Genomic DNA, 25,783 nt, shown 5'->3' with positions numbered 1-25,783 from the left:
ATTTCCGGGAGGATCGACTGTAATGAAAAAATATGAAGAAATAGCGGATGAACTGCGGCGCCGCATCGCTGAAGGCGAGTACGCGGAAGATGAAATGCTCCCGGATCAGATCGCTCTGGCGGAAGAATTCGGCGTCAGCCGGATGACCTTAAAGAAAGCCATCGATATGATCGCAATGGAAGGCCTGATTTTCCGCAAACGGGGTGTCGGCACCTTTGTCATCAAGAGCGCTCTCTGGAACAGCGGAGATTCCAAAGCAGATGAATATGCCGGCTTATCCAAACAGTTCCCGAACAAGACTGTAAAGAGCAAAATCATCCTGTTCGATATCATGTTCCCTCCCAAGACCATCCAAGCCTTGTTGATGCTGGAGGATAACCAACCTGTCTATCATCTGCAGCGCCTGAGGATCATCGACGACAAACCTTATATACTGGAAAATACCTACTTTGTGGCAGGCTTGGTGAAGGACCTGACGGAAGACATCATCCACCGTTCCATCTATGATCACATCCGCGATACCTTAGGGCTGAAAATCGGTGGAGCCTACCGAAAAATCCATGCTGAGCGATCCAATGAACTGGATTGGCAAGAACTGGAATGCGATGCGAATACTCCGATCCTCGAAGTGGAACAGGTCGTTTATCTCACGAACGGAACTCCCTTCGAATACTCGACTTCCCGCAGCCGCTTCGATACGCGTTCCTACACCATCACTGATATCATTAAACAATAACAAATATTAGGAGGAAAAATATGCAAGAGCCATTGTTCATCCAACCTGTCCTGCAAGAAAAAATCTGGGGCGGCACAAAACTGCGCGACATCTACGGTTACGACATTCCCAGCGACCATACCGGGGAATGCTGGGCGATCAGCGCCCATCCTGACGGCACCGGAGCCGTGGAAAACGGCCAATACGCCGGCACAAAGCTGGATGTCCTCTATGCGGAACATCCTGAGCTGTTCGAAAATCCGAATTCGCCCGTCTTCCCTTTGCTGACCAAAATCATCGATGCTGCGGAAGCCTTATCCGTCCAAGTGCATCCAGATGACGCTTATGGACTGAAGCATGAAGGCGAGTTGGGGAAAACGGAATGTTGGTACATCATCGATGCAGATGAGAATTCCGAAATCATCTACGGACACAATGCCCAAACAAAAGAGCAGTTTTCCGAAATGATTGCGAAAGGAAACTGGGATACCTTGCTGCGCCATGTCAAAGTGAAGAAAGGCGACTTCTTCTTCGTACCGAGCGGAACCATCCATGCCATCGGCGGCGGCATCACGATTCTGGAGACGCAACAAAGCAGCAACACGACTTACCGCGTCTACGACTTCGACCGCAAAGACGATCAAGGCAACACACGCGACCTGCACATCCAACAATCCATCGATGTGTCGATGATCCCGCACACGGATCCTGCGAACCATTTCGAAACAACCACAGTGGACGGCAATACCGTGACGACTTACATCGAAAGCGACTATTTCACTGTCTATAAATGGGATATCCTTTCGGAAATGGCCTTCAAAAAGACAGCTCCCTACACTTTGGCGAGCGTCATTGAAGGCAATGGCAGCCTGACTGTCGACGGAAAAGCCTATCCGTTGCAAAAAGGCGATCACTTCATTTTGCCTGCGACCGTTTCGGCTTGGTCCCTATCCGGCAACATGGAACTGATAGCCTCCAATCCCGGACCGAAAAACAGCTAAGAAAAATAATAAAGCGACCCCTTCCCGATGATAGCTTCGTCGGGAAGGGGCCGCTTTTTCTGTTGCTGATTCGATCGTTTTTATGCTTTCACTTCATTCGCTAAGATAATTGCACCGGTAATACCGGCATCATCGCCCAAGCCTGGCAGCACGAGGTAATCATCGACAGCAGGGACCGGCACATAGTCGGCAAGCAGCTTCGTAAATTTCGCTTTGATATTACCAAGCATACCAGGAACCTTCATGACGCCACCGCCCAATACAATGCGTTCCGGACGCAGAATGACCGTGTAGGCTTCCAAAGCTTGCGCAATGTAATAAGCGATGTAATCCCAGACCGCATCTGTAGGCTCCACATCTTTACCGGCTTTACCCAGTCGTCCGTCGATTGAAGGACCGGCAGCCATGCCTTCAAGGCAATTGCCGTGGTAAGGGCAGAAACCTTCATAGTGGTCATGTTCATGCGGACGCACAAGCATATGCCCCATTTCCGGGTGTCCGATACCTTGCAGGATTTTCCCGTCGACGATTGCACCGGCTCCAACACCTGTGCCGATTGTGATGTACATAATATTCTTCATCCCTTTTGCGGCGCCCAGAGCGGATTCGCCCAAGGCAGCGCCATTCACATCTGTAGTCCACCCCATCGGAACGGCATATCTTGCTTTCATGGCACCCAGGAAATCAAAATCTTTCCAGGCCAACTTTGGCGTAGAAAGGATGTGGCCATATGTTTCCGAGTCTGCATTGACGTCGATCGGCCCAAAGGAACCGATTCCGATTGCAGCTAAATCAAAACGATCAAAGAAAGCAAACACCTGCTCCAGTGTTTCTTCCGGCGTAGTCGTCGGGAAAGCGACCCGCTCCAACAACTCATTTTTTTCATTTCCGACAGCGCACACAAATTTTGTTCCGCCTGCTTCAATTCCACCTACTAGCATAAATTTTTCACTCCAATTGGTTAGTTTTCGCGTGCGTTGCCACCATCGGATTCCACTCGATACTTGTCCGACTTGTCATGAAACAGCATACTCGCACCTCATCCTATTATACCGCTTTCAGTTACTGGAATCATGTTTTTCAGGCATTTTCTGCTGAAATTTAGCACTTTTTTCTGGTGACATCATAAGCATCAGTAAATATTTACTTAATTTATCATTTTTTTTACCGTTTTCATTGCTTTACGAAATTCAAACGCTTACAATGGAGAGGAAACTTAAATAGACTTCCAAATAAAATATAGCGGATCGATTGATTCGCCTAACACTAAGCAAGCAGGAGAGTGGAAAAACAATGAAAGTATCTGAAGCAATAATCGGGCAAGCCAACGGAAAAGACGTTGTAGCTTACACTTTGACGAACCCCAACGGCATCTCCCTTACAGCGATGACCTACGGAGCCAGCATCACGGAACTATTGATGCCGGACAAAAACGGAAAGACAGAGAACGTTATTTTGGCAATGGATTCTTTGGATGATTACGTGACGCATCGTCCGTATTACGGAGCCACAATCGGCCGGATTGCAGGACGCATCACAAAAGGGGCTTTTGACTTGGACGGAACACCGCATCAATTGGTCGTGAATGAGGGGGGTAATCAACTCCACGGCGGTCCGGCCGGATTGGATACGCATGTCTGGGATGCGGAGGTCCAGGCATCCGCTGATGAAGCCAGCATCCATTTCACAACGACAGATGCTGATGGCGCCAACGGCTATCCCGGAACACTTTCGGTAATGGTCAGCTACACGCTCACTGCCGCTAACGAATGGAAAGTCACATATCGGGCAACGACGGATCAGGCAACTTTGTTCAATCCGACCAATCATGTCTATTTCAACCTGAGCGGCGACATCAACAAACCGATCCTGCAGCACGATCTGCAACTGAACAGCGCGGTTTTTGCCGAATTGGGCGAAGGCAATCTCCCTACCGGGGCCTTGTTGCCTGCAGAAGGGACCGCTTTTGATTTCCGCTACGGAGGAAAACTTGCAGTTGCCGCTGAGCAGAGCCATCCGCAGACAAAAAAAGTCGCCGGCTTCGACCATCCTTTCCTGCTGCAGCATGATGATGGAAAACCTGATGCAATCCTCAGCGATGCGGAATCCGGCCGAATCGTCAAAATGTATACGGATCAGGATTGCGTCGTGATTTATATGCACAACGCCGCCATCGATAAGTACACGATTGCCGGCAGACCGGTCATCCAATATGCCGGTATCACCTTGGAGACGCAAGCTTTACCTGACGCCATCAATCAAGAAGGCTTCGGCGACATCACGCTCCGACCGGATGAAGTCTATTCGGCTGAAACGATCTACAAATTCGAAATCCAGGACTGATAGCTAACAAAAGAAGGTGGACCGTAAATCCGGATGATTTACGGTCCACCTTCTTTTATTGCATGTTGACAGCGTAAAAACTGATGTTATCTTCAGTCCTGAATATCCGTAATAGACTGTCGGTCTGTCAAGGTTGTCTTCGGCTTCAGCTCCACGACCAATACGCCGGCCAGAATCAACGCTGCTCCGATAAGCATCCGCAACGTGATCTCTTCCTTCAGAAAAAGTGCGGAAGCGACCATCCCGAACACGGCCTCCAGCGAAAGGATGATGGCTGTTTCCGTTTCTTTGGTGAACTGCTGCGAGGCCGTTTGGATCAGAAAGCCCAGCATCGTGCTGACCGTTCCCAAATAAATGATGGAAAAGTAGCCTTCCGCGGCTGCCGGAAACAAAAATTCTCCCCTTGCGAGCGATACGAGCACCCCCAAGAGAGCGGCGGTGCCCATCTGAATGGTGGTCAATGCATAAATGTTTTCACCCAGCACGAACCGATTTGTGAAGATGATCTGCAAGGCGAACAACAGAGCGCAAACCAGCGTCAACATATCCCCGAAATTTACGCTGTGGAAGTCGGTCAGGGAAATGACGGCGATGCCGCCAATCGACAACAGCGCGCCCACGATGGCAGGGGCCGTCACTTTCCTCCTGAAAAACAGTGCGCCGATGAACGGCACCAACACGACATTGAAAGCTGTAAGGAACGCGTTCTTCGAAGGGGTCGTGTAGACCAGCCCCACCGTCTGAAACAAGAAAGCCAAGTAAAGGATGGTTCCGAGACCTATGCCTTTTAGATAAGTCTTTTTGGTCGCATGCTTCAGCTGGCCGAAAAAAATTGCACCCATCAGTATGAATGCCAACAAAAAACGCATGGTCAATATTTGGTATGGGGAAAAATACTCCAATGATATGGCGCTCACGACGAATCCCGAACCCCATATCATCGTCACAAAAATAAGTCCGATCTGTCCCTTTCTTCTGTCTGTCATATCGCTTCCCCTTTCAGTAAATAAAGATGCTTGCCCGCTTGTATTGTTGCCGATGTACAATCCGGGCGTACTTATCCACTTTACCCAACATTCTGATTGTCTGCAAGCAGATTTATGCAAAATAATAATACTGTTTTCTGTTCATGGCTCCTGCGCACTGATGAAGCTGCATCATCCGAACAACAAAAAAGCTTCCCGAAATGATGCTTTGCACCGCTTCGGGAAGCTGTTCCTATTTTTTATTTTGCCAATACCGCTTCGATTTCATCCAGTTCTTCATTGCTGAAGTCCAGGTTTTCCAACGCCTTCACGTTGTCGTCGATTTGGCTCACTCTGCTGGCGCCGATCAGTACGCTCGTGACTTTCCCATCGCGGAGAATCCAAGCCACTGCCATCTCAGCCAATGTCTGGCCGCGTCTTTGCGCGATTTCGTTCAAAGCGCGTGATTTTTCGATGGTTTGCTGCACCCCTTCCGCATTCAGGAACGGTGAAGAAGCTCTGCCCGCACGTGAGTCTTCCGGAATGCCATTCAAATAGCGATCGGTCAGCATGCCTTGCGCCAACGGGCTGAAGGCGATGGTGCCCAATTTGTTGGCCGTCAGAACATCCTGCAGGCCATCCTCGATCCAACGGTTGTACATGTTGTAGGCAGGTTGGTGGATGATGAACGGCGTCTTCAAGTCTTTGAAGATGGCTGTAATTTCAGTAGTCTGCTCCGCAGAATAGCTGGAAATGCCGATATAAAGGGCTTTCCCTTGGCGGACCATCAAATCCAATGCTTGCGCAGTTTCTTCGAACGGTGTTTCAGGATCCGGACGATGTGAATAAAAAATATCCACATAATCAAGCCCCATCCTTGTCAGACTTTGATCAAGGCTCGCCGTCAAATATTTTTTGGAACCCCATTCCCCATACGGACCTGGCCACATATCATAGCCGGCCTTGCTGGAAATGATCATTTCATCCCGGTAAGCCTGGAAGTCTTTCTTCAAAATCTTGCCGAATGTTTCTTCGGCGCTGCCCGGAGGCGGACCGTAGTTGTTTGCCAGATCGAAATGGGTGATCCCCAGATCGAAGGCGCGTTGGACCATTTTGCGCGAATTATCGAACAGATCCACCTCGCCGAAGTTATGCCAAAGCCCTAGGGAAATGGCAGGCAGTTTCAGACCGCTGTTGCCTACGCGGTTATAGATCATTTTGTCATATCTGTTTTGTGCCGGTTGATACATGTCATCACCTCAACAAGTTAATATATCTAGTATAGCGTTTTCATTGTTGTAACGCAAAGCTTTTACGGAAAACGGACAACGAAAGTTGCCGCGCAACCTCGTTGTCCGTAAAAGCTATCCCAACAGTCCGTCTCTGCTGACGTTGATGAAAGACATCTCCACCATATCATAGCGGTGATGCACGATTGAATATTCCAATGGCGTCCCTCTTTCCAGGAACATGACTTTGCTCACTTCAAGGACCGGATCCTCATTGGAACATTGCAGATATTTCTTGTCATTATCATCCGGCTTCACCGCCCGGACTGTCTGTCGGTTGTCGCCAAAGACGATGCCCAAGTCCCCTTGGAGATAATCATAGAGTGAGCGGTTCAGGATGTCCTTCGTAATGTTTGGTGCCAGTGCGATCGGGATGATCGTATGTTCCAAGGAATACGGTTTTTCATCCAGGATCCGCAATCGTTTGATGTCATAGATAGGTTCTTCCTTTGTGATGCTCAATTGGTTGCATTCTTCCTCATCCGGGAAACGGACGTTGAAGTCCAGCACTTCCGTTTTCAGTTCCAATCGTTCTCCGGCCGCAGCTGTCAAGCCGACGTTCTGGCCGATTTGGATGCTCCGCTCGGCCAGATTGACCGCGTTTTTCTTCACATAGGTCCCCGAACCTTGGATCGTGTACACCAACCCGGCGACGCTCAGCATATCGAGCGCCTTCTTAACCGTCACGCGGCTGGTGCCGAACTCCTTCGCCAAGGATTCTTGATCGGGAATTTTTTCTTCGGAATGATAGATTCCGCTTTTGATTCTTTTTCTGATTTCATTTGCGACTTCTTTGTATTTTGCCATGTCCTTCACCACTTATCTACGTGATACGAAAATTTGTATTTACAAATCTCTCCTTGTTGATTATAACATAGACAACTGGCCAACAGACAAGAGGAAATACAGCTGTCACTTATATGTGTGCTCCGCCACTTCCAGTCGTTTGCTTTGGATAAGATCCCGATACCAATAGGCCGATTGCTTCAGGGAACGCTTCTTGTCGTCCTCCAAGTCGATCCGCACGAGTCCGTAACGGTTCTTGAAGGCATTCATCGGCGAGACACAATCGGTGAAGGCCCACAGCATGTAGCCCTTGCAGTTCGCCCCGTCATGGACAGCATCCAACAAGGAACTCAAGTGTTCAGTGATATATGAAATACGGTAATCGTCCTGGATGGTGCCCTTGCTGTCAGCAAAACGCTCCTCTTGCTCGATGCCCATCCCGCTTTCCGCAACGAACCACGGGATATTTCCGTATTCGGATTTCAGGCGCATGGCCATATCATACATGATCTGCGGGAAGATTTCCCAACCGCGCGATGTGTTCATCCTTCTGCCGGGCAAGGAAAACTCTTCATAATAGTATTCCGGATGGAACGGTGTCTCCTTGTTCCACTCATAACGAGGCGAACGGACCCGTTTCGGGAAATACAGATTGATCCCGAGATAGTCCACCGTATTTTCTTTGATGATGAGCAGTTCCTCTTCGGAGTATTCAAACGGGATAGCGTGCTTTGCGAGCACATCGAACAACTCATTGGGATACTCCCCCTTCACCAATGGATCCAGAAAGATGCGGTTATACAACAGATCGTACATCCGGGCGGCTTTTTGGTCAGCCGGTGATGAGGAACGCGCGTAGGTCACCTCCGGATTCAGGATGGCTCCGATCTGGCCGCTGTAGCCTTTTTCATGGAAAATTTGGACTGCCCGTGCCGTGGCGATCACCTTGTTGAAATTCCATTGCATCCATTTCGACGTATCCTGCTCATGCGGATAACGGATGGCATCGAGGTAGATGCGCGTCTGGATGACAACCGGTTCGTTGAAAGTGAACCAATTTTTGACGCGGTCGGCATAGCGTTCGAAGGCTATTTCGGCATATTTCGCATAGAGTTCGACGACATGTTTTGAGCTCCAGCCATCGTATTTTTCCATCAAATAGGCAGGGACCTCGTAATGCTCTAGGCAGAGCATCGGTTCGACTCCGGCCCCAAGCAGTGCGTCCACGACATCGTTGATGTGCTGGGCATAGTCTTCATCGACTACTGCATTTTCATAATCCGTAAAGAAGCGCGCCCAGTTGATCGACGTACGGTAATGCGTCAGACCGATTTCTTTCATCAAGGCAACATCTTCGTGGTAGCGGTCATAGAATGAGGTCGCTCCAGCCGGTCCATAACCTTCATGCCATACGAAAGGCTCCTCTTTGTACCACATGTCCAGGTAGGAATCCTGCCCTTCTTTTTTGCCTTTCCAGCCTTCCGTCTGCCAAGCAGAAGAAGATGCGCCCAAGATGAATCCTTCTGGTATATTTTTAATCATCCTCATGCCCCTTTCTGTTCAAATCTTCCATTATTCTGTGGCTGCCGCCACTTTTGCTTCCTTTTCGGTTTCTGGTTCCACTGCAAGCGCACGATTGCTGGCCTTCACGAACGGCAGATAGATCAGCACGGAAACAGCGATACAAATCAGTTGCGTAGCGACTGCACCCAGGCTGCCGGCTGTCGCAAGATAGCCGCTGATCAATGGTGGCGTTGTCCAAGGAACCATCACGACCGCCTTGCCGGCAAATCCGATTGCCGTCGCGAAGTAACCAATTGTGCCCGTGATCAAAGGGGTCAAGATGAACGGGATCGCCATGATCGGATTCAGCATGATCGGCATCCCGAAAATAAGCGGTTCATTGATGTTGAAGAGGCCAGGGCCTACAGACAGTTTGCCGATTTCCTTGAAATCGGCACGTTTCGAAACCATGAAGACGGCGATCAGCAGACCGATCGTTACGCCGGAACCGCCCATACTCATGTACATATCCCAGAAAGGCATGTTGATGATGTTCGGAGCTTCCTTGCCGGCTTCGAAAGCGGCTGTATTTTCAGCGATAGCAGCCAACAAAATCGGCTCGCGAATCGGTTTGATCATTTGGTTACCATGGATCCCAATTACCCAAAAAATCTGCGATACGAACATCAGCAAGAGGATGCCCGGCAAGCCTTGAACGACTTTCGCAAGCGGCGCTTGGATGGTCGTATAAATGATGTCATACAAAGTCAATCCCGTAATCATGAAAATCAGATGGGCACCTGCCGCAATCAGTGAAACCGTCAAAATAGTCGGGATCAAAGCAGAGAAACCGCGGGCAACATTCGTAGGTACAGTATCAGGCATGGTGATCTTCAGTTTATCCTGTTTGCTCAACCAAGTGTAAAGTTCAACGGATAAGATGGCGATGAACATCCCAAGGAATAAACCGCGCGACCCTGTATAATTGCTGGAAAGGACATTTGTCACCGGAACCGGCGTCTCTTCAAACAGAACTTCAATCGCTGTCGGGATGGTCGCGATATAACTGATGACCGCCAAAAGACCAGCGAAATGATCGGATACTTTGTTCAGTTTAGCGACTTCAATCCCGATCAAAAAGACCGCACCGATCGTCATCAGGTTCATGGTGGCGTAGTTGATCGCCTGCGTAATCGGTTTCATTTGTTCCAAGAAGCGTAAAGCCTCGAACTGGGCCAATCCATTCGTTGAATCGAACACCATGTTCGAAAACAATGTGGCAAAAGCACCCGTGATGATGACCGGCAACAACATTGAAAAGGCATTTTTGATTGCGATAATATACTTCAAATCATTGATCTTATAGGCGATCATATTCAAACGTTCAATCCACTTCGCATTTTCCATTCTTTTTCCTCCTAAACTTTTTGCTCTGCTTGTTCTGATTGATGATTGAGTTGCCTCCTCCAACTCTCTTTTTCATATTGTAACCCCTTTCCTTTTCGTTGTAAATACCTATTTTATATTTGTGTTTACAAATTATCAATTTAAACAGATGAATGTGTCGCCTCGAACTGCGGCTTCGGCTCTGAACCCCGGTGAACACAGGCCGAAAAAAACGGGGAGCATCTCAAATGAGACACTCCCCGTTCTAGCTATGCTTTATTCATGCAACTCCAGCGGCAAGCCGTCCGGATCCTTGAAAAAAGTGAATTTCTTGTTCGTGTAGTCATCCAGCCGGATTGGCTCAGTCTCCACGCCCTTGCGGTTCAGTTCAGCCACAGTGGCCTCGACATCCTCAACGTAGAAGCAAAGATGACGGAGCCCGACTGATTCCGGACCGCTTGGGCGCTCAGGCGGATTCGGAAAAGAAAAAAGTTCGATTTCGCTCTCCCCCAGCTTGAGATCGAGTTTGTAGGAATCCCTATCCGCCCGGTAGTTTTCGCGTATGATCGGCAATTCCAGCACCTCTGTATAGAAGGCTTTGGAAGCCTCATAATCGGAGGCGATGATCGCGACATGGTGAATTTTTTCAAATTTCATGGTAACATTCCCTTCTGTTTCGAGTCTTCCATAATTTTACCACTAAGGAACAATCTGCACACTCTTGCCTGCAATATTTTTCTGCCCAACGGCCACCAAGATGATAGGTTTCTGTATCTTTTCAAGCCGGACTTTTGATATAATGAAGGCATCACCAGAAAGTTATAATCGATTTGTTGAACTGATTGTTTCACCGTTAGGAGAAAGGATGGTAAGTCACATGATTATTACAACAACAGCCCATATCGAGGGCAAAAAAATCACTGCCTATCAAGGCATCGTTTTCGGAGAAGTCATCACAGGCATCAACGTGTTCAAGGATTTCGGAGCCGGCATCCGCAATATCGTTGGAGGACGTTCAAAGAGTTACGAGGATGAATTGACTGTGGCACGCGAAAACGCCTTGTCAGAAATGGAAAGCCGCGCATCAGCAAAAGGCGCAAACGCCATCGTCGGCATGAAAATGGATTATGAAGTGCTGGGAGCCGATAACGGCATGCTGATGGTCACCTGCAGCGGAACTGCCGTGAAATTGATGGATGAATCAGAATATTTAGGCTAAAAATGAGCAGCACCTCCTGGTACGATAAACGTATCAGGAGGTGCTTTTCATATGCCACAACAAAAATCCATCATTGCCCCTGTTCGATTACATCCCGAATACGAAAGTCATCCCGTCACCCATCCAGCGGTACCCTTCAGAACCAATTTAAACAATCAAAACAGCATCAGGAAGAGACAAAGCGGATGCAACTTTGTCTCCTGGAGAAATATCTAATAGGAAATTCACTTTTTATTCGACGATTTACTAGAATTTTGAAGCTTTTTAGATAGAGTCCGTAGCTGTCCTTTAACTGACGTGACTTGTTCGAAAATATCTTCGCCATCATTTAACATTTTTACGGTTATCCAACCTAAAGATTCTGTGATTGTACTGGCAACTGTCGCGTTAATTGCTGCACCTGCGACGGTCCCTGCACCCGGAATCAACTTCACAATATTGCCGACTGCACTTCTCCCTAAACCAACAACGACCAATTCTTTAGATAGGCTTTTCCCAAGACTTTCAGACCATGATTTACCAAATATCTTGTGCAACCGAGCCATCATTGTTAATTGGACTGGAACCAGCAAGAAAGCATCGGAAAAAGGGATGGGTGAAAAGCCGATAATGGCTGCAGTTAAAGATGCGGCATGAACGATCTTATGACATTTTTTGCGGGTTTCTTCATCAACACCTTCCAAAAACTCGTCGAAGATAGTGTCAAATTTTTTTTTACTTTTGGCCATGATCTTTTCAGCCCGCTCTTTTGATTTATCATAAGCATTAAGTATAATGGTGGATGTTCTTTGCGGTATTTTTTTTAACACTTCGGAGAAGAATGATTCAAATTCTTTTTCGTCTTGCTTCAGATCACTATCCGGAAATCTTCTTTCGATCTGACTTTCTGCTATCTCCTCTTTTTGCAGATTTCGCATTTTTCCGGTGATCGTTTTTTCCTTGGACACTTTTTTCATGATAATCCCACCTTTATAGTTAGGCACTAGAGGGCATGTAAAGCTTGCGAATAGATTATTACTTACTCTTCACCATAATCATACACTAGAAGTCAGGAATCACCCAAAATATAGACTGGTTTACACGTGGTATAACCGATTTCAAGCGCCAAGCGCTTCAATTAATGCGTAGCCATCATGGGAGCACAGCTATTGGTGGATGCACTTTTAGGCTTGAATAATTTATTAATTCCTATATGTTTAAAAAGGTATCCGGGAAAATTTCCGGATACCTTTTCTCTGTTCATTGCGTTTTTTTGCGAACCGGCTTTTTCTTGCTCGGAGCGAACGGTTTGAAGGAAACGGCATAATTGCCTGTTTCGTCTTTCCCCAGCAGCAAAGCCGTCGAAAAACTTTTGCCGTCTTTTTTCTTGAAACCGGACAAACGCTTCGTTTCTTTTCGGGCCAAAAGCTCTTTAGCTTCCTCCAGGGACAGATAGCGTCGGGCGATATAGCGGGAAATACGGAACGAACAGGCTTCGCCGTAGTCTTGGCATTGGAGGTAACTGCCCTTGATGATCGCTTCTTTCCCGCAGACCGGGCAAACGCCTACGACCGCACCGTCTCCGGCAGCATCGATACGCTCCGCGATCCCTTCGGACTGCAGCATCTCGTTCTTCGTGCCGAGGATTTCCATGACGAAGTGTTTGATGTTATCCAGGAAATAGTCCTGGTCACCCTCGCCTTTATGGATTTTTGCCAAATACTTTTCCCATTCGGCAGTGAAGGCGACATCGCTCATCTTGTTGCCGGCCACGGCCTCACAAAGCAGAGTTCCCTTTTCGGTGATCGCCAGCTGATTCTTCGAAGCCGTGATGTAGCCCCTGTCCTTCAAGTTTTCGATGACACCGGCGCGGGTCGCTTCCGTTCCGATGCCGTGCGTTTCCTTCAGGATCGCCTTGTCTTCGGCATCATCCACTTCTTTTCCGGCGTTCTTCATGGCTGCGATCAGCGTGCCTTCTGTGTAAGGTTTCGGTGGAGTTGTCTTCTTCTCCTTCGTGGCCAAAACGGCTGTTCCGGTTTCCCCTACCGTAACCATCGGCAGGATTTTGTCCTCCGGTTCGCCTTTTTTCCTTGTGTTGCCTTCCAGCTTCTTCCATCCGAGATTCTTGATGATCTTACCGGAAGCCACGAAGTCCAGTCCGCCTATATCGGTAATGATGGTCGGTTCATCGTAAATGAAGTCCTCTTCGAACATCGCCAAGGTCCGGCGCAGGACGAGATCATAGATTTTCTGTTGGTTCGCATTCAATTTCGCGATCCGCGCCTGATCCGGCACTTTTTTCGTCGGAATGATGGCATAATGCTCCTGCACTTTGGCATCATCGACGTATTTTTTGCGCGGAGTCAGATTCGGCTTGTCAATGGTATGGCCCAGGATACCCAAATAGCCGGAAAGGTTGTCCTTCAAATAGGCAAATTCATTTTTGGTGATGACGGTCGCGTCCGTCCGCGGATAAGAAAGCAGCTTTGCTTCATACAAAGACTGCACGGTTGCCAATGTGTCTTTCGCACCCATCTTGAATTTGGCATTGGCTGCCCGCTGCAGATCGCTGAGCGAATACAGGCGCGGCGCCAACTCGCGTTTGTTCTCGTTGGCTTCGAAGCGCTTGATGATGGCAGGCATCTCAGCCGCCAGTCCGTGCGCCGAGATGAAGGTTTTCATTTCCTGTTTGGACTCAAATTCATGCTGATACTTCGCTTCGAATGTCCCATTCTTGACCGTGATCCGGGCCAAACACTCATAATGCGTCTCTTCCTTGAAGGCTGCGATTTCCTTCATGCGCTTATAGATCATGAAGAGCGTCGGTGTCTGCACGCGCCCGACCGAAAATGCACCTTCTTTGATGCCGGCTTTCTGGAGCGCAATGGTGTACAGCCGGCTCAGATTCATCCCAACTAGCCAGTCGGCGATTTCCCGGCTTTGGGCCTCGATGTAGGATGGGTACGTATCCTTCCCGTCCAGCAATTCGCTGAACCCGCGGCGGATTTCATTGGATTCCAGGCTGTTGATCCAGAGGCGCTTCATTTCCTTCTTTTCTGCGCCGGCGTGCCGGATGATCGAGCGGGCGATATTTTCCCCTTCGCGGTCTGAGTCGGTGGCGATGATGATGCGGTCCGCTTCCTTGAGCTGCTGTTTGATGTTCGCCATCTGCTTGCCTTTTCCGTATTGGATCTTGTATTTATAGTTTTCCGGGAAAATCGGCAAGTGGTCCAGGCTCCATTTTTTCCATTTCGGATCATATTCTTCAGGCTGCAACAAGCCCAACAGATGGCCGGATGCATGCACGATGACCGTTTCGCCATCGAACAGGCTGTCCTGGATTATGTAGTTCCCGGCAACCGTCGCCTTCTTTTGGAAAGAGCTCGCGTAGGCAGCTGCCTGCGATGATTTTTCGGCTAAAATGACTGTTTTCATTCTGAAATTCCCTCCCTGACAGGATTGCCGTCTGAGACTTTTAAGGCAATCGATACCCTACAATTATAACATACGCGCATTCCCGGAACCTGATCGAAAAAGGACTACGACAGGCACAAAAAGTGCCGTTGCAGTCCTTTTCGGTAAATTGTTTTTAATCGTCCAGCTTGAGCTTCTTCAGCGCCTCGAACAAGGCGGAATTCACCGGCTCTTCCTCTTGATTCTGTTTCTTCAGATATTTTTGAACGTCGTGCTTCGCGGCTTTTCCGCCGGAGCCTTTTTTGCGTCGTTCGTTGAAGGCCGAGAGTTTTTCGCGATAGCCGCACTTGCAGGTGAAGATCTGCCCGTCGCCCTCGCCATGCAGCTCCATTTTCTTCATGCACTGCGGACAACGGGCGTTGGTGACACGCGCCACATTCTTGCGGTACCCGCAATCGCGGTCCTGGCACACAAGCATCTTGCCTTTTTTACCGTTCACTTCCAACATCGGTTTGCCGCATTCCGGACAGGTCTTGGTGGAGATGTTTTCGTGCTTGAACTTGCCGTCGCTCATCTTGATTTCCGAAACGATTTCTTGCGTATAGGTCTTCATTTCGTTGATGAATGTGTCCTTCTTCAGCTTGCCGGCAGCGATCTGTTCGAGCTTCCGCTCCCAATCCGCTGTCAGGGCCGGGGATTTCAGTTCTTCCGGAACCAGCTCCAGCAGTTGCTTGCCTTTAGAAGTGATATGGATTTCCTGACCGCGTCTTTCGATCAGGAAGGAATTGAACAGCTTCTCGATGATGTCGGCACGCGTAGCGACGGTTCCCAGTCCGCCCGTTTCCTTCAGCGTCTGCGCCAAAGCCTTGTCCGTCGTCTCCATATATTTTGCCGGATTTTCCATCGCCGTCAACAGCGTTGCTTCATTGAAGTAGGCAGGCGGTTTCGTCTGGCCGGATGTCTCGCTTATGTAACGGACAGCCAGCACGTCGCCTGCCTCGATTTTCGGCAACAGTTGCTCCTTGAGACCGTCTTCCGACTCCTCATCCTCCGTGCGATTGCTGTAGACTTCTTTCCAGCCGGCAACTGTGACCGTCTTGCCGCGGGCAACGAAGCGCTCGCCGCCGATGTCCGCACGCAAAGTCAGCTGCTCATATTCGTAAGCCGGAAAAAGAACAGCCAAGAAGCGTTTCACGACCAAGTCATAGATTTTGAGTTCCTGAGCCGACAATTTCCCGATTTGGACGACTTGTTCCGTCGGGATGATGGCATGGTGATCGGAAACTTTGCTGTCGTCGACGAACGACTTATTCGCCTTGATCGGTTTTGCCAATACTTTGTTCACGAGCTGACGGTATTCCTTGATGGCGCATGCCTTCAGCCGGTCCGGCAGCGTCGCGACGATGTCGTTCGACAGGTAGCGAGAATCCGTACGCGGATAAGTCAACAATTTATGCTGCTCATATAGTTTCTGCATGATGTTCAGCGTTTCTTTGGCGGAATAACCGAAAAGCTTGTTGGCGTCGCGTTGCAGTTCGGTCAGGTCATAAAGGCCTGGTGCATAGGTTTTTTTTGGTTTGCGGTCGACGGCCACAACCGTCGCCTGCTGCTTATCCAATTTTTTGACGATGGCCGTAACTTTATCGCGCTCGAAACTCTTCGTATCGTTCGTTTTCTCGTCCTGCCAAATCAGCTTCAGCTTCGTATCTGTCTGGGCTTCGATACCGTAATACGTCTTCGGCTGGAATTTTTTGATTTCCTCTTCGCGTCTGGCGATGATGGCGACAACCGGGGTCTGGACGCGGCCACAGTTCAACTGGGCGTTGAATTTCGTCGTCAGCGCTCGGGTTGCATTCAGGCCGATGTACCAATCCGCTTCCGAACGGGCCACAGCCGATTGATACAGGTTTTCATAGTCCTTGCCCGGCTTCAGGTTCTGGAAGCCGTCTTTGATGGCCTTGTCCGTCACGGATGAAATCCACAGGCGTTTGACGGGTTTATTGACTTTCGCTTTTTCGATGATCCAGCGGGCGACCAGTTCACCTTCGCGCCCGGCATCCGTCGCGATGATGATGTCGGAAACGTCATTCCGCACCATCTGGGACTTGACGGCATTAAACTGCTTGCCGGACTGCTTGATGACAGTCAGCTTCAGGTCTTGCGGAAGCATCGGCAGATCAGCCAGGTTCCAGTTTTTGTATTTCACATCATAGGCTTCCGGATCGGCAAGCGTCACAAGATGCCCCAAGGCCCAGGTTACGATGTATTCTTTCCCTTCCAGGTACCCTTGACCCTGTTTCTCGCACTGCAGCACGCGGGCAATATCGCGCGCCACCGAAGGTTTTTCAGCTAATACTAGACTCTTTCCCATACTCTATTTCCTACTTCCTTATTTCTTGATTCGTCAATCTTACTATATCACAGAATTTTTATGCTAACGCCATCTTTTTGTTCTCAACCTGGTGCTCCTGTCCAAAAAACCACAGCGCATCCGGAGATTTCCGTTGGTTGCGCTGTGGTTTATTTTCCAAAATTCCAGACTTGATCGGTGCCTTCCGAAACTTCAACTATCCAGCCTATATTTTGCGGTAGCGCTTCAAGCCCAGAATGTTAAAAATGATAAAAATGCCGATAAACAGCACGATAGCTGCCAAGTCATTCCCGATGTCAACCAACGTTGCCCCTTTGATCATGACACTTTGCAAAGCATTCCCGATGTAATAAAGCGGCATGAATCTGGCCAAAAATTGTAGCCAATCCGCCAAGCTGCCTACCTCGATAATTCCTGAAAAGAAAATTTGCGGAATGATCACAACTGGAATGAATTGCACCATTTGAAATTCCGATGCAGCGAAAGTCGATAATAACACCCCAAAAGACAAAGCCAACAGCGCCGATAGGAAGGTGATCATCATCACCAACGCGAGGCTTCCGGCTACGGTAACATGCAGAACATGGACGACAAACTCCACAAGCAACATGGTTTGGATAAACGCAAAAAAACCATACCCCAAAAGGTAGCCGGCAATGATTTCCCATCGCAGGACCGGCGTAGCCAATATCTTATCCAGCGTCCCGGTTGTCCGTTCCCGCAAAAGGGCCATCCCCGAAATCAAGAAGACCAAGAAAAAGACAAAAAAACCGAGCAATACTGGGCTGATGGTCGCGAAATAATCTGAATCGGCTTCACCGTAAAGATACTGCTCATCGATTGTCGGCTGTTGTGGAACAGCTTGAGCAAGGTTCGGGTTTGCCGCGACCGCTTCCTGCCCAAGCGTCATCAGTGCGCCCATTTGCAGTTTGATCACGGCTCCTTGAAGTTTTGCTCTGACGACCGCACTCTTGGTAGGCGCACTGTTCTCATAAGTAATTTCAAGATGAGTGGCATCCTTTTGGGCGATAAAAGCCACCAATTGATTATTTTTGATGCTTTCCTCCACGTGCTCGTCGCTCGAAAAGATGGTGGCCTTGATGTGATTCGCTTCCAGATTTTTGACTATTTCCGGATTCAGGTTGTAGACGCCCACTTTGTAGGTTGCATCCGTTCCCGAGGAAGCGAATAAAAAATACATCAACGTAAACAGCAATAAGGGTGCAATCCACATTAAGGCCAACGTCCGCTTATCCCGAAACATTTGAATAAAAATCCGTTTGGCGATGGCAAATGCAATCATTCTTCCTCACCTCCCGCCACCAAGAAGACTTCTTCAATCGTATCCACGTTGAATTTCCCGGTCATTTCTTCAGCGGTTCCCAAAGCGATCACTCGGCCATGGTTCAACAGAACTAGCTTGTCGCAGCGTAGTGCTTCGTCCATGGCATGGGTTGTAACCACAATCGTTTTCCCTTGGTCCCGGATCTCATTCAGCTCATGCCAGATGCCTTGCCGCAAAATCGGATCGACTCCGACAGTCGGTTCATCCAAAATAAGTATATCCGGATTGTGCAGCAAGGCTATCGCCAAAGACAAACGCCGCTTCATCCCTCCAGAATAGCTCGATACGCGTTTGGATAAATCTTTCGTCAAATTCGTCACTTGAGCAACATAATCCAGCCTTTGCTGAAGAGCGTCTTGCTTCAAACCATACAATGTACCGAAAAAAGTCAGGTTCTCTTTACCCGTCAATTCTTCGTATAACGCATCGGATTGTGCCATATAGCCCACTTTTCCCAATACAGAAAAATTGGGCATCAGATGATCGTAAATTTTCGCTTGCCCCGTATCCAGGCTTTCCATCCCCAGCATCAGCTTGATCAAAGTAGTCTTTCCTGTCCCGGAAGGCCCGATGATTCCAACGATTTCACCTGTCTCGATCGTAAAATGAATATCTTCCAGAACACTCTGTTGTTTGAATTTTTTTGAAACGTGTTGAACCTCGATTGCATGCATAGGCCTATCCCCCGTTGTCCTTATAGATCGAAAAGGATCCTGTATTGTCCTATTATAGTCCTCGGCAGTTCTGAAAACTAGTAGCGAGTCCCGATCGAATGCAAGAAACCCCTTCAGATTCGCGAGTTGAATCTGAAGGGGTTTCTTGCGGAGTTAAGCCAAATAGCGCAAACATTTTTTTAAATCTTCTCGGCTTTGAGATATTTCTTTGGCTAATTTTTTCTCGACTTCATCTTTATCGATCATCAACCTGTAACGTTTGACGAATGCATATAGCTCTTTCCTGAATGCCGCATCCAAGCTTTCGAAGTCCAGCGGCAATTGAGTCCTGTCCCCTGTCGTCAAATAATTTTGATACTGTTCTTTCGCCCAACTTTCGGCACGTGCGTCAAGGCCAACAGCTATTTCTCGGTTTTCCTTGGATACTTTTTTCCAAGCAAGCATATTCGGTTGCAAATATCTTGACCCCAGAGCGTTCTTTTGCAAAAGAAAGAATGCATTCCGATATTTTTCCAAGTAATACCGCAAGAGTGTTTCTTGGATATAATCTTTATGCACTGCATAGCAACGCTCTATTTCGCTTTTTTCTCCTTCGTTTTCTTCATGTTCAAACTTAAAGCTGAATCCTCGTATGGCGCCGTCCACATAAACGATCGAAGTACCGTAGTTGGTGAGCAGCCTGTCCTCTTTTTGAACAGCATTCGATCCGGGATCGAAGTATTTACGGAAAGCTGCAAATAAACTGTAGTCTACCCGGATAAAGTCATTTATCAAAACAGCAGGCATCGCTTCGCTGAGCTCTGCGCGCTGATGGCCTTCCCACGAATGCTCCAAAAACGAACGCATCCTGTCAAAGCTGAAATAATCATCTTCAGAACCTGACATCTTTGAGGACATAAGAAACGCCAAATAGGAACCTACTGCAAAAAACAGTACCATTACCGTTACAATCAGCCCTTGGAAACCGCCCACAAAAAAACCAACCACGGGAAGTACCAGAAAAAGAATGAGGAATATATTTTTTATGTTTTTCATAGCCACAGCCCCACATATATTTTGGATAGAACCATCCCTCTAACCTTCTTCCCCAGGGAATTCACCAATCGGCAAGCATAACGAATCGTATCTATGCAACACCATTATACTGGAGTGCACTAGCTATTTCCATTAGCAGACCCGCGTTCCGGAATCTAAAAAAAAATAAGCCAGATGGAATACGCTCTTCAATAAGAGCATTCCATCTGGCTTTTCTTCACCCTTTTTTCTGCTGCGCCAGCAACAGGGGCGCCAAAATCGGCTCCAGTATCAGATAGAACCCGGCATTCCCCAGGCCGTGCAGGAGATCGAAAGGGATCCCGGCGATGTAATAGGCCCAAAAACTGTTGATGCCCATCAATTTCACGGAAATGACGGAGATGACGAATCCATAAAGCAGTCCCCCGAAAAAGGCGAACAACGCAAAAAGGATTCTGCGGCTCCTCTTTTGGCTTGTGCTGTAGAATGGCTTCACGAACAGACCCGTGACCACGATCAGAACGCCGAAACTGGCGATCTGCGCGATTGTCCACGGCCCCATCCCCAGCAGGAAATTGGTCAAAACAATCGACAGGATGGCTACGATGAATCCATCCGTCATGCCCAATGTCAGCGTGAGGATGATCAGCACGGCTGTCACCGGTTGGACATTCGGGATGAATTGGAATATCATTCTGCCGACATAGCACAGAGCCGTCAAGATTGACAGCAACGCCAGTCGCCTCACCCCGAAGCCCACAGTCTTCCTTACATTTCTGTCAGGTTCCACACGATTACGTCTCCTTCTTGGAGCGCCACATCAGCGGCTCCGACCATCGAAGGCTCGCCGTTTACATCAAACAACCAATATTTGGCTTTCGTTTCGGCTGACTCTTCCACTTGTGCCAACCCATCGATGGCTGTGATGAAGCCGCCCTCTTCTTCGATGGTATAGTTTTCTTTCATGACATCAAATAAGCTCGTGCCCGCTTCAACCTCCACCGTTTTTTCAGAACCTGCAATGACTGTGCCGCCATTCGTCAAAGAGATCGTTACACTGACTGTCTCCGCTGCTTCTGAGCTGACCGCAACAGTCGACTCCTGCAGGACGGAGCTTGTTTCCGCTTCTTCCGTCGGGGCGCACCCGAATAATACCAAACTCAACGATAAGGCCAACAACAATTTTTTCATTTTACCACTCCTAATCTGTATTCGACAGGGGTTGCATCGCCAACGGCCGTGATCATGCAAAAAAAGCCCATGCGCCATCGCATAGACAAGTAACGGGACCGTTTTACCTCGAAACGGCACGCTTGCAAAAAATAGCACCTTGGAATGAAGACCTGACTTAGACGTTCCGGGACGTCATCACAGTGGCGGGACCGCGTTGGATTTTCACCAAACTTCCAAACTCCAAGTGTCTTTGAATGGTTTTCCTATCCCTACCATTTTACCCAAAGCAGAAAAAAATACAAGACCAGTTGCGCTTTTCAGTGCATCCCGGTCTTGCAATTGATGATAAGTGTGTCAAGTCAATCTTTAGTTCGCTGTTACGCCTTCAAGCTTTCGCCGTTGGTTGCGATAACATCTTTATACCAATAAAATGATTTTTTCTTGTAACGGTTCAGCGTGCCGGATCCGTCATCATGGCGGTCGACGTAGATGAACCCATAGCGTTTCTTCAATTCCGCAGTCGAAGCGCTGACCAGATCGATACAGCCCCAAGTTGTGTAGCCCATCAGATTGACACCGTCCGCGATCGCTTCAGCGACCTGCACCAGGTGGTCGTTCAGGTACTTGATGCGGTAATCATCGTTGACCGTCCACTCGCCGTCCTCGCCTTTGACCAATTCATCTACCGCGCCCAGGCCGTTTTCAACGATGAACAATGGTTTTTGGTAACGATCCCAGAAAGTGTTCAGGATGATACGCAACCCTTTCGGATCGATCTGCCATCCCCATGCAGAGGCTTCCAGATAAGGATTCATCACCCCACCAAGAATATTCCCTGTACCCTTCACTTTTTTGGACTGGTCTGCTGTTTCGGTCGAGCTCATATAGTAGCTGAAGGAAACGAAGTCGACCGTGTTTTTCAGTATTTCTTCGTCTTCCGGTGTGATGTTCAGTTCGATGCCGTGCTCACGGAAATAGCGCTTCATGTAACCAGGATACGTGCCGCGTACATGCACATCCGAGAAGAAGAAATTTTGGCGATCCGCTTCCATCACGGCGATGACATCATCCGGATGGGAAGTCAACGGATACGTAGGCATCGCGATGACCATGCAGCCGATCTGGAAGTCCGGATTGATTTCGTGGCCGATCTTTGTCGCCAAAGCACTGGCTACCAATTCATGGTGACAGGCTTGGTACAGGTCCTGTTTCGACAGTTGATCGGGTGGCGTTGAGATGCCGCCGCTCATGAACGGCGCGTGGATGATCGAGTTGATCTCATTGAACGTCAGCCAGTATTTGACTTTATCTTTGTAGCGCGTGAAGACCGTGCGCACATAGTTTTCATAGAAGCCAATCATTTTGCGGTTGATCCAACCGTCGTATTCTCTTGAAAGGTGCAACGGTGTTTCATAATGCGATAGCGTAATCAGCGGCTCGATGCCGTATTTTGCCAATTCATCGAACAGGTCGTCGTAGAACTGCAGGCCGGCTTCGTTCGGCTCAGTTTCGTCACCGTTCGGGAAAATGCGTGTCCAAGCGATGGAAGTCCGGTAGGTTTTGAAGCCCATTTCAGCGAATAAGGCGATATCTTCTTTATAACGGTGGTAGAAGTCGATCCCTACCAATTTCATGTTGTCAGGTGTCGGTCCGTCAGTGATCAGCCCCCCAAAACCGCCTTTCGGTGTTACATCCTGAACAGATAAGCCTTTGCCGTCCGCGTCATATGCTCCTTCATATTGGTTGGCGGCTGTTGCGCCACCCCACAGGAAGTTTTCTGGAAATTTCAATTCTGTCAAAGTCCTTCATCCCTTTCGTGATAACGTTTACAACCTCTATTTTACCTGAACGTCTGCAGAAATGAAACTGTTACCATCCAAGCGTCGAATTCTGCTATGATAAGCATGAGAAACTGCAGTCATTTTTATATACCTTATTGTTTGGGCGTTTTGAAACAAAGGAGGAATCGAAATGGATGAACATAAACATACGGAACATGCGCACACAGACCACACTCCAGAAGCCCCAAAGGCAATCGATCCGCACGCCGGGCACGACCATTCAGGTCATCATATGCCCCCGCCACAGCAGGCTGCTGCCGAGCCCCAACCAGAAAAACACGCAGAACATGTTCATGCTGGAGCGCAGGCGCATGAACCTCAAAAGGCTGCTTCCCAGATTCACGAGCAGCACATGGAGCACGATCATACAGGACATACCACCGTTGGGCATACCGGCCACCACGAACAGATGGTTGCCGATTTCAGGAAACGTTTTTGGATCGTCTTGCTGCTGACGATTCCCGTCACCCTGCTGTCCCCAATGATCATGATGCTCTTCGGTTACCATTTCGACTTTCCGGGAGCAAATTTTGTCGTCTTTGGTTTATCCACCGTCATCTTCTTCTACGGCGGCAAACCGTTTCTGGAGGGCGCTTGGGAGGAATGGAAGAACCGGTCGCTCGGCATGATGATGCTGATCTCATTGGCGATCGTTTCCGCCTATATCTACAGCACGTTCACCGCCTTCTTCATAGAAGGCTCGGACTTTTATTTCGAACTGGCAACCTTGATCCTGATCATGCTGCTCGGCCATTGGATCGAGATGAAATCCCAGATGGGGGCCTCCAAAGCGCTGGAAGAACTCATAAAATTGATGCCAAAGGAAGCCCATCGGTTGAATGCGACCGGCAATGTCGAAGAAGTGTCGATCGAAGCCCTCGTTCCGGGTGAACGCATCCTCATCAAACCCGGCGAAAAGATCCCTTTGGACGGAAAAATCTACGAAGGCCTATCAACGGTTGACGAATCGATGTTGACGGGCGAATCTGTGCCCGTTGAAAAACAACCGGGCATGCAGGCCATCGGAGGCTCCATCAATGGGTCAGGCGTTCTGAAGCTGACCGTGGAAAAGGTCGGGAATGAAACCTACTTGGCCCAAGTGATCAACCTGGTCCAGACCGCCCAGAAACAAAAATCCAAGTCGCAGGGTTTGGCAGACAAAGCGGCCGGTTGGCTATTCTATATAGCTGTCATCGCCGGCGCACTGACTTTCCTTTATTGGATTTTTGCAGCCGACTTGGCCTTCGCTTTGGAGCGGATGGTGACGGTACTCGTCATCGCTTGTCCCCATGCACTCGGGCTGGCTGTCCCTTTGGTGAATGCGGTGTCCACTTCGATTGCAGCCCGAAACGGCTTACTGATCCGCAACCGGACGCAATTCGAGGAGGCGCGCAAAGTGGATCGGATCGTCTTCGACAAGACCGGGACCTTGACAGAAGGCAACTTCGGCGTAACCGACATCCTTCCCGCAGCTGGGGTCTCCGAGAAGGAATTGCTGACGTTGGCCTATTCTGCCGAAAGTCAATCTGAACACCCGATTGCAAAAGGGATCGTACGCAAAGGGGCAGCAGCAGCCCTCACCCTTTTGCCGGTAACTGATTATCAAAACCTTACCGGTCAAGGTCTGCAGGTCACTGTGGACGGCATGCAGATTGCTGTCGTCAGCCCCGGCACCATGGATGAGCGCGGCATCGCATACGACAAGGAGACATTCGCCAGCTTGGCCCAGCAAGGCAAAACCGTTGTCTTCGTCCTGAAGGAAGGCATCCTGCAGGGTATGATCGCCAACTCTGATATCATCCGTTCGTCCTCTCACGAAGTCGTGACTGCCCTGAAGGAGCAAGGCATTGAAGCCATCATGCTGACAGGCGACAATAGCCGCGCAGCGCAATACGTGGGCGATCAGTTAGGGCTGGCTCAAGTATTTGCGGAAGTTCTGCCTGCCGAGAAATCGAAACACATCGCCGCACTGAAAGCCGGAAATAAAAAAGTCGCGATGGTCGGGGATGGCGTCAATGATGCGCCCGCTCTGGCTGAAGCTGATCTTGGCATTGCCATCGGCGCCGGAACGGATGTCGCAATCGAAACAGCCGACGTCATTTTGGTGGACAGCAATCCGAAAGACGTATTGACCATCATCACCCTTTCGAAAGCCACTTACCGGAAAATGGTCGAAAATCTGATTTGGGCTGTCGGCTATAACGTGATCGCCATCCCACTGGCTGCAGGTTTATTGGCCAATCAAGGCTTCCTTATCACGCCTGCCATCGGGGCAGCCGTCATGTCGATCAGCACGATCATCTGCGCGGTCAACGCGAGGCTCTTGAAGATAGACTGAGCATGCATTTCAAATAATCACCGCAACAGACAGCAAAACTACATCCAATCTACACAGTCCAGCGTTACAATGGTTGCATAAGAAAAGAAATGGGGGAATTTGCATGTTTGGCAGATGCCTACAATATTTTGGAGGTTTTGGTATGGGCGGCATGATGTTTATGTGGATTTTCTGGGTCGCTTTGATCATACTCGTCATTTACTTGGCAACCAGGCTTTTGAATGATAGATCAAGCAAAGTTTCAACGGACGCATCCGCTTTGGACATCCTGAAGAAGGAATTGGCTAAAGGGAACATCACCGAGGAAGAGTTCGATCGCAAGAAGAAACTTTTGTAACCCAGCATGAATACAAAACGAGGGACAGTCACATTTGTGGCTGTCCCTCGTTTTATTTGTCATTCATCTGATAGTTAAAGTTCGAATCTC

At 48.9% G+C, this 25,783-nt stretch carries 22 protein-coding genes and 1 riboswitch; of the genes, 6 read left to right on the top strand and 16 right to left on the bottom strand.

The genetic code is table 11. From position 1 onward, the window contains the following. The first annotated feature begins 22 nt into the window (after positions 1–22). Positions 23–736 (top strand): GntR family transcriptional regulator, encoded by a 714-nt coding sequence (locus C7R73_RS09780; RefSeq protein ID WP_106450335.1) that lies wholly within the window; start codon positions 23–25, stop codon positions 734–736. Between the two features lie 20 nt (positions 737–756). After that, positions 757–1,716 (top strand): mannose-6-phosphate isomerase, class I, encoded by a 960-nt coding sequence (gene manA / locus C7R73_RS09775; RefSeq protein WP_106450334.1) that lies wholly within the window; start codon positions 757–759, stop codon positions 1,714–1,716. A gap of 80 nt (positions 1,717–1,796) precedes the next feature. Here the strand turns inward: manA and C7R73_RS09770 are convergent, their stop codons facing one another. Beyond that, positions 1,797–2,657, bottom strand: a complete 861-nt coding sequence (locus tag C7R73_RS09770) for an ROK family protein (protein ID WP_106450333.1) — start codon at positions 2,655–2,657, stop codon at positions 1,797–1,799. A 352-nt stretch (positions 2,658–3,009) separates the two neighbouring features. On the opposite strand from C7R73_RS09770, the gene C7R73_RS09765 reads away from it, so the two are divergent. Then, positions 3,010–4,059, top strand: coding sequence for an aldose epimerase family protein (locus C7R73_RS09765; protein WP_106450332.1), 1,050 nt, complete (start codon positions 3,010–3,012; stop codon positions 4,057–4,059). 92 nt (positions 4,060–4,151) lie between these two features. Here the strand turns inward: C7R73_RS09765 and C7R73_RS09760 are convergent, their stop codons facing one another. The 6 genes from C7R73_RS09760 to gloA2 all read right to left on the bottom strand — a co-directional run bounded on the left by C7R73_RS09760 (position 4,152) and on the right by gloA2 (position 10,645). Next, entirely contained in the window at positions 4,152–5,045 is an 894-nt protein-coding gene (locus C7R73_RS09760) for a DMT family transporter (protein WP_106450331.1), read from the bottom strand. 239 nt (positions 5,046–5,284) lie between these two features. Further along, positions 5,285–6,274: an L-glyceraldehyde 3-phosphate reductase gene (gene mgrA, locus C7R73_RS09755; protein WP_106450330.1), complete on the bottom strand. Its 990-nt coding sequence runs from the start codon at positions 6,272–6,274 to the stop codon at positions 5,285–5,287. Positions 6,275–6,388: 114 nt separating this feature from the next. Next, positions 6,389–7,120 (bottom strand): GntR family transcriptional regulator, encoded by a 732-nt coding sequence (locus C7R73_RS09750; protein WP_106450329.1) that lies wholly within the window; start codon positions 7,118–7,120, stop codon positions 6,389–6,391. A 105-nt stretch (positions 7,121–7,225) separates the two neighbouring features. Continuing rightward, a complete protein-coding gene (locus C7R73_RS09745) occupies positions 7,226–8,641 on the bottom strand; it encodes a glycoside hydrolase family 1 protein (RefSeq protein WP_106450328.1) in 1,416 nt (471 codons plus the stop codon). Between the two features lie 30 nt (positions 8,642–8,671). Next, a complete protein-coding gene (locus C7R73_RS09740; protein ID WP_106450327.1) occupies positions 8,672–10,009 on the bottom strand; it encodes a PTS sugar transporter subunit IIC in 1,338 nt (445 codons plus the stop codon). A gap of 255 nt (positions 10,010–10,264) precedes the next feature. Further along, positions 10,265–10,645 (bottom strand): SMU1112c/YaeR family gloxylase I-like metalloprotein, encoded by a 381-nt coding sequence (gloA2, locus tag C7R73_RS09735; protein ID WP_086986696.1) that lies wholly within the window; start codon positions 10,643–10,645, stop codon positions 10,265–10,267. A gap of 220 nt (positions 10,646–10,865) precedes the next feature. Between gloA2 and C7R73_RS09730 the strand changes: the two genes are divergently transcribed. Continuing rightward, a complete protein-coding gene (locus C7R73_RS09730) occupies positions 10,866–11,207 on the top strand; it encodes a heavy metal-binding domain-containing protein (RefSeq protein WP_086986697.1) in 342 nt (113 codons plus the stop codon). Between the two features lie 224 nt (positions 11,208–11,431). On the opposite strand, the gene C7R73_RS09725 is transcribed toward C7R73_RS09730, so the two are convergent. From C7R73_RS09725 to C7R73_RS09685, 9 genes are all read right to left on the bottom strand, one after another. Beyond that, complete coding sequence (locus C7R73_RS09725) at positions 11,432–12,163, bottom strand: YcjF family protein (protein ID WP_106450326.1); 732 nt, start codon at positions 12,161–12,163, stop codon at positions 11,432–11,434. Positions 12,164–12,446: 283 nt separating this feature from the next. Continuing rightward, positions 12,447–14,621, bottom strand: a complete 2,175-nt coding sequence (locus C7R73_RS09720; protein ID WP_106450325.1) for a type IA DNA topoisomerase — start codon at positions 14,619–14,621, stop codon at positions 12,447–12,449. Positions 14,622–14,775: 154 nt separating this feature from the next. Then, the gene (locus C7R73_RS09715) at positions 14,776–16,971 is read right to left on the bottom strand and encodes a DNA topoisomerase III (RefSeq protein ID WP_106450324.1); all 2,196 of its coding nucleotides are present in this window, start codon (positions 16,969–16,971) and stop codon (positions 14,776–14,778) included. Between the two features lie 205 nt (positions 16,972–17,176). Then, positions 17,177–18,274, bottom strand: coding sequence for an ABC transporter permease (locus tag C7R73_RS09710; protein ID WP_106450323.1), 1,098 nt, complete (start codon positions 18,272–18,274; stop codon positions 17,177–17,179). Continuing rightward, positions 18,271–18,990: an ABC transporter ATP-binding protein gene (locus C7R73_RS09705; protein WP_106450322.1), complete on the bottom strand. Its 720-nt coding sequence runs from the start codon at positions 18,988–18,990 to the stop codon at positions 18,271–18,273. The genes C7R73_RS09710 and C7R73_RS09705 overlap by 4 nt, the downstream gene beginning before the upstream one ends. A gap of 153 nt (positions 18,991–19,143) precedes the next feature. Beyond that, positions 19,144–20,025 carry a hypothetical protein gene (locus C7R73_RS09700; RefSeq protein WP_106450321.1) on the bottom strand — a complete coding sequence of 294 codons (882 nt, stop codon included), beginning with the start codon at positions 20,023–20,025 and terminating at the stop codon, positions 19,144–19,146. Positions 20,026–20,242: 217 nt separating this feature from the next. After that, on the bottom strand, positions 20,243–20,794 hold the full coding sequence (locus C7R73_RS09695) for an ECF transporter S component (RefSeq protein ID WP_239992616.1): 552 nt from the start codon (positions 20,792–20,794) through the stop codon (positions 20,243–20,245). Continuing rightward, positions 20,773–21,195 (bottom strand): DUF4430 domain-containing protein, encoded by a 423-nt coding sequence (locus C7R73_RS09690; RefSeq protein ID WP_161525923.1) that lies wholly within the window; start codon positions 21,193–21,195, stop codon positions 20,773–20,775. Before C7R73_RS09690 ends, C7R73_RS09695 begins: the two co-directional genes overlap by 22 nt. Before the next feature lie 87 nt (positions 21,196–21,282). After that, a riboswitch (adenosylcobalamin (AdoCbl) riboswitch) is annotated at positions 21,283–21,439 on the bottom strand. 115 nt (positions 21,440–21,554) lie between these two features. Continuing rightward, positions 21,555–22,976, bottom strand: a complete 1,422-nt coding sequence (locus C7R73_RS09685; RefSeq protein WP_106450319.1) for a glycoside hydrolase family 1 protein — start codon at positions 22,974–22,976, stop codon at positions 21,555–21,557. Positions 22,977–23,148: 172 nt separating this feature from the next. On the opposite strand from C7R73_RS09685, the gene C7R73_RS09680 reads away from it, so the two are divergent. Both C7R73_RS09680 and C7R73_RS09675 read left to right on the top strand, forming a co-directional pair. Then, complete coding sequence (locus C7R73_RS09680; RefSeq protein WP_106450318.1) at positions 23,149–25,356, top strand: copper-translocating P-type ATPase; 2,208 nt, start codon at positions 23,149–23,151, stop codon at positions 25,354–25,356. 142 nt (positions 25,357–25,498) lie between these two features. Next, the gene (locus C7R73_RS09675; RefSeq protein ID WP_106450317.1) at positions 25,499–25,693 is read left to right on the top strand and encodes an SHOCT domain-containing protein; all 195 of its coding nucleotides are present in this window, start codon (positions 25,499–25,501) and stop codon (positions 25,691–25,693) included. Positions 25,694–25,783: the final 90 nt, after the last annotated feature.

The sequence above is a fragment of the Trichococcus alkaliphilus genome, from assembly GCF_003008695.1.
Lineage (GTDB): Bacteria > Bacillota > Bacilli > Lactobacillales > Aerococcaceae > Trichococcus > Trichococcus alkaliphilus.
Note: the sequence above shows the minus strand (reverse complement) of the source record. Positions and strands in the feature narration are given on the sequence as shown.

Excerpts from the sequence above, each read along its gene's own strand:
- C7R73_RS09705 (WP_106450322.1), bottom strand. The coding sequence starts at position 18,990 with ATGCATGCAATCGAGGTTCAACACGTTTCAAAAAAATTCAAACAACAG.
- C7R73_RS09675 (WP_106450317.1), top strand. The coding sequence starts at position 25,499 with ATGGGCGGCATGATGTTTATGTGGATTTTCTGGGTCGCTTTGATCATA.
- C7R73_RS09690 (WP_161525923.1), bottom strand. The coding sequence starts at position 21,195 with ATGAAAAAATTGTTGTTGGCCTTATCGTTGAGTTTGGTATTATTCGGG.
- mgrA (WP_106450330.1), bottom strand. The coding sequence starts at position 6,274 with ATGTATCAACCGGCACAAAACAGATATGACAAAATGATCTATAACCGC.
- C7R73_RS09725 (WP_106450326.1), bottom strand. The coding sequence starts at position 12,163 with ATGAAAAAAGTGTCCAAGGAAAAAACGATCACCGGAAAAATGCGAAAT.
- C7R73_RS09745 (WP_106450328.1), bottom strand. The coding sequence starts at position 8,641 with ATGATTAAAAATATACCAGAAGGATTCATCTTGGGCGCATCTTCTTCT.
- C7R73_RS09750 (WP_106450329.1), bottom strand. The coding sequence starts at position 7,120 with ATGGCAAAATACAAAGAAGTCGCAAATGAAATCAGAAAAAGAATCAAA.
- C7R73_RS09765 (WP_106450332.1), top strand. The coding sequence starts at position 3,010 with ATGAAAGTATCTGAAGCAATAATCGGGCAAGCCAACGGAAAAGACGTT.
- C7R73_RS09730 (WP_086986697.1), top strand. The coding sequence starts at position 10,866 with ATGATTATTACAACAACAGCCCATATCGAGGGCAAAAAAATCACTGCC.
- C7R73_RS09715 (WP_106450324.1), bottom strand. The coding sequence starts at position 16,971 with ATGGGAAAGAGTCTAGTATTAGCTGAAAAACCTTCGGTGGCGCGCGAT.
- C7R73_RS09770 (WP_106450333.1), bottom strand. The coding sequence starts at position 2,657 with ATGCTAGTAGGTGGAATTGAAGCAGGCGGAACAAAATTTGTGTGCGCT.
- C7R73_RS09700 (WP_106450321.1), bottom strand. The coding sequence starts at position 20,025 with ATGAAAAACATAAAAAATATATTCCTCATTCTTTTTCTGGTACTTCCC.
- C7R73_RS09720 (WP_106450325.1), bottom strand. The coding sequence starts at position 14,621 with ATGAAAACAGTCATTTTAGCCGAAAAATCATCGCAGGCAGCTGCCTAC.
- C7R73_RS09760 (WP_106450331.1), bottom strand. The coding sequence starts at position 5,045 with ATGACAGACAGAAGAAAGGGACAGATCGGACTTATTTTTGTGACGATG.
- C7R73_RS09740 (WP_106450327.1), bottom strand. The coding sequence starts at position 10,009 with ATGGAAAATGCGAAGTGGATTGAACGTTTGAATATGATCGCCTATAAG.
- C7R73_RS09680 (WP_106450318.1), top strand. The coding sequence starts at position 23,149 with ATGGATGAACATAAACATACGGAACATGCGCACACAGACCACACTCCA.
- C7R73_RS09710 (WP_106450323.1), bottom strand. The coding sequence starts at position 18,274 with ATGATTGCATTTGCCATCGCCAAACGGATTTTTATTCAAATGTTTCGG.
- C7R73_RS09780 (WP_106450335.1), top strand. The coding sequence starts at position 23 with ATGAAAAAATATGAAGAAATAGCGGATGAACTGCGGCGCCGCATCGCT.
- manA (WP_106450334.1), top strand. The coding sequence starts at position 757 with ATGCAAGAGCCATTGTTCATCCAACCTGTCCTGCAAGAAAAAATCTGG.
- gloA2 (WP_086986696.1), bottom strand. The coding sequence starts at position 10,645 with ATGAAATTTGAAAAAATTCACCATGTCGCGATCATCGCCTCCGATTAT.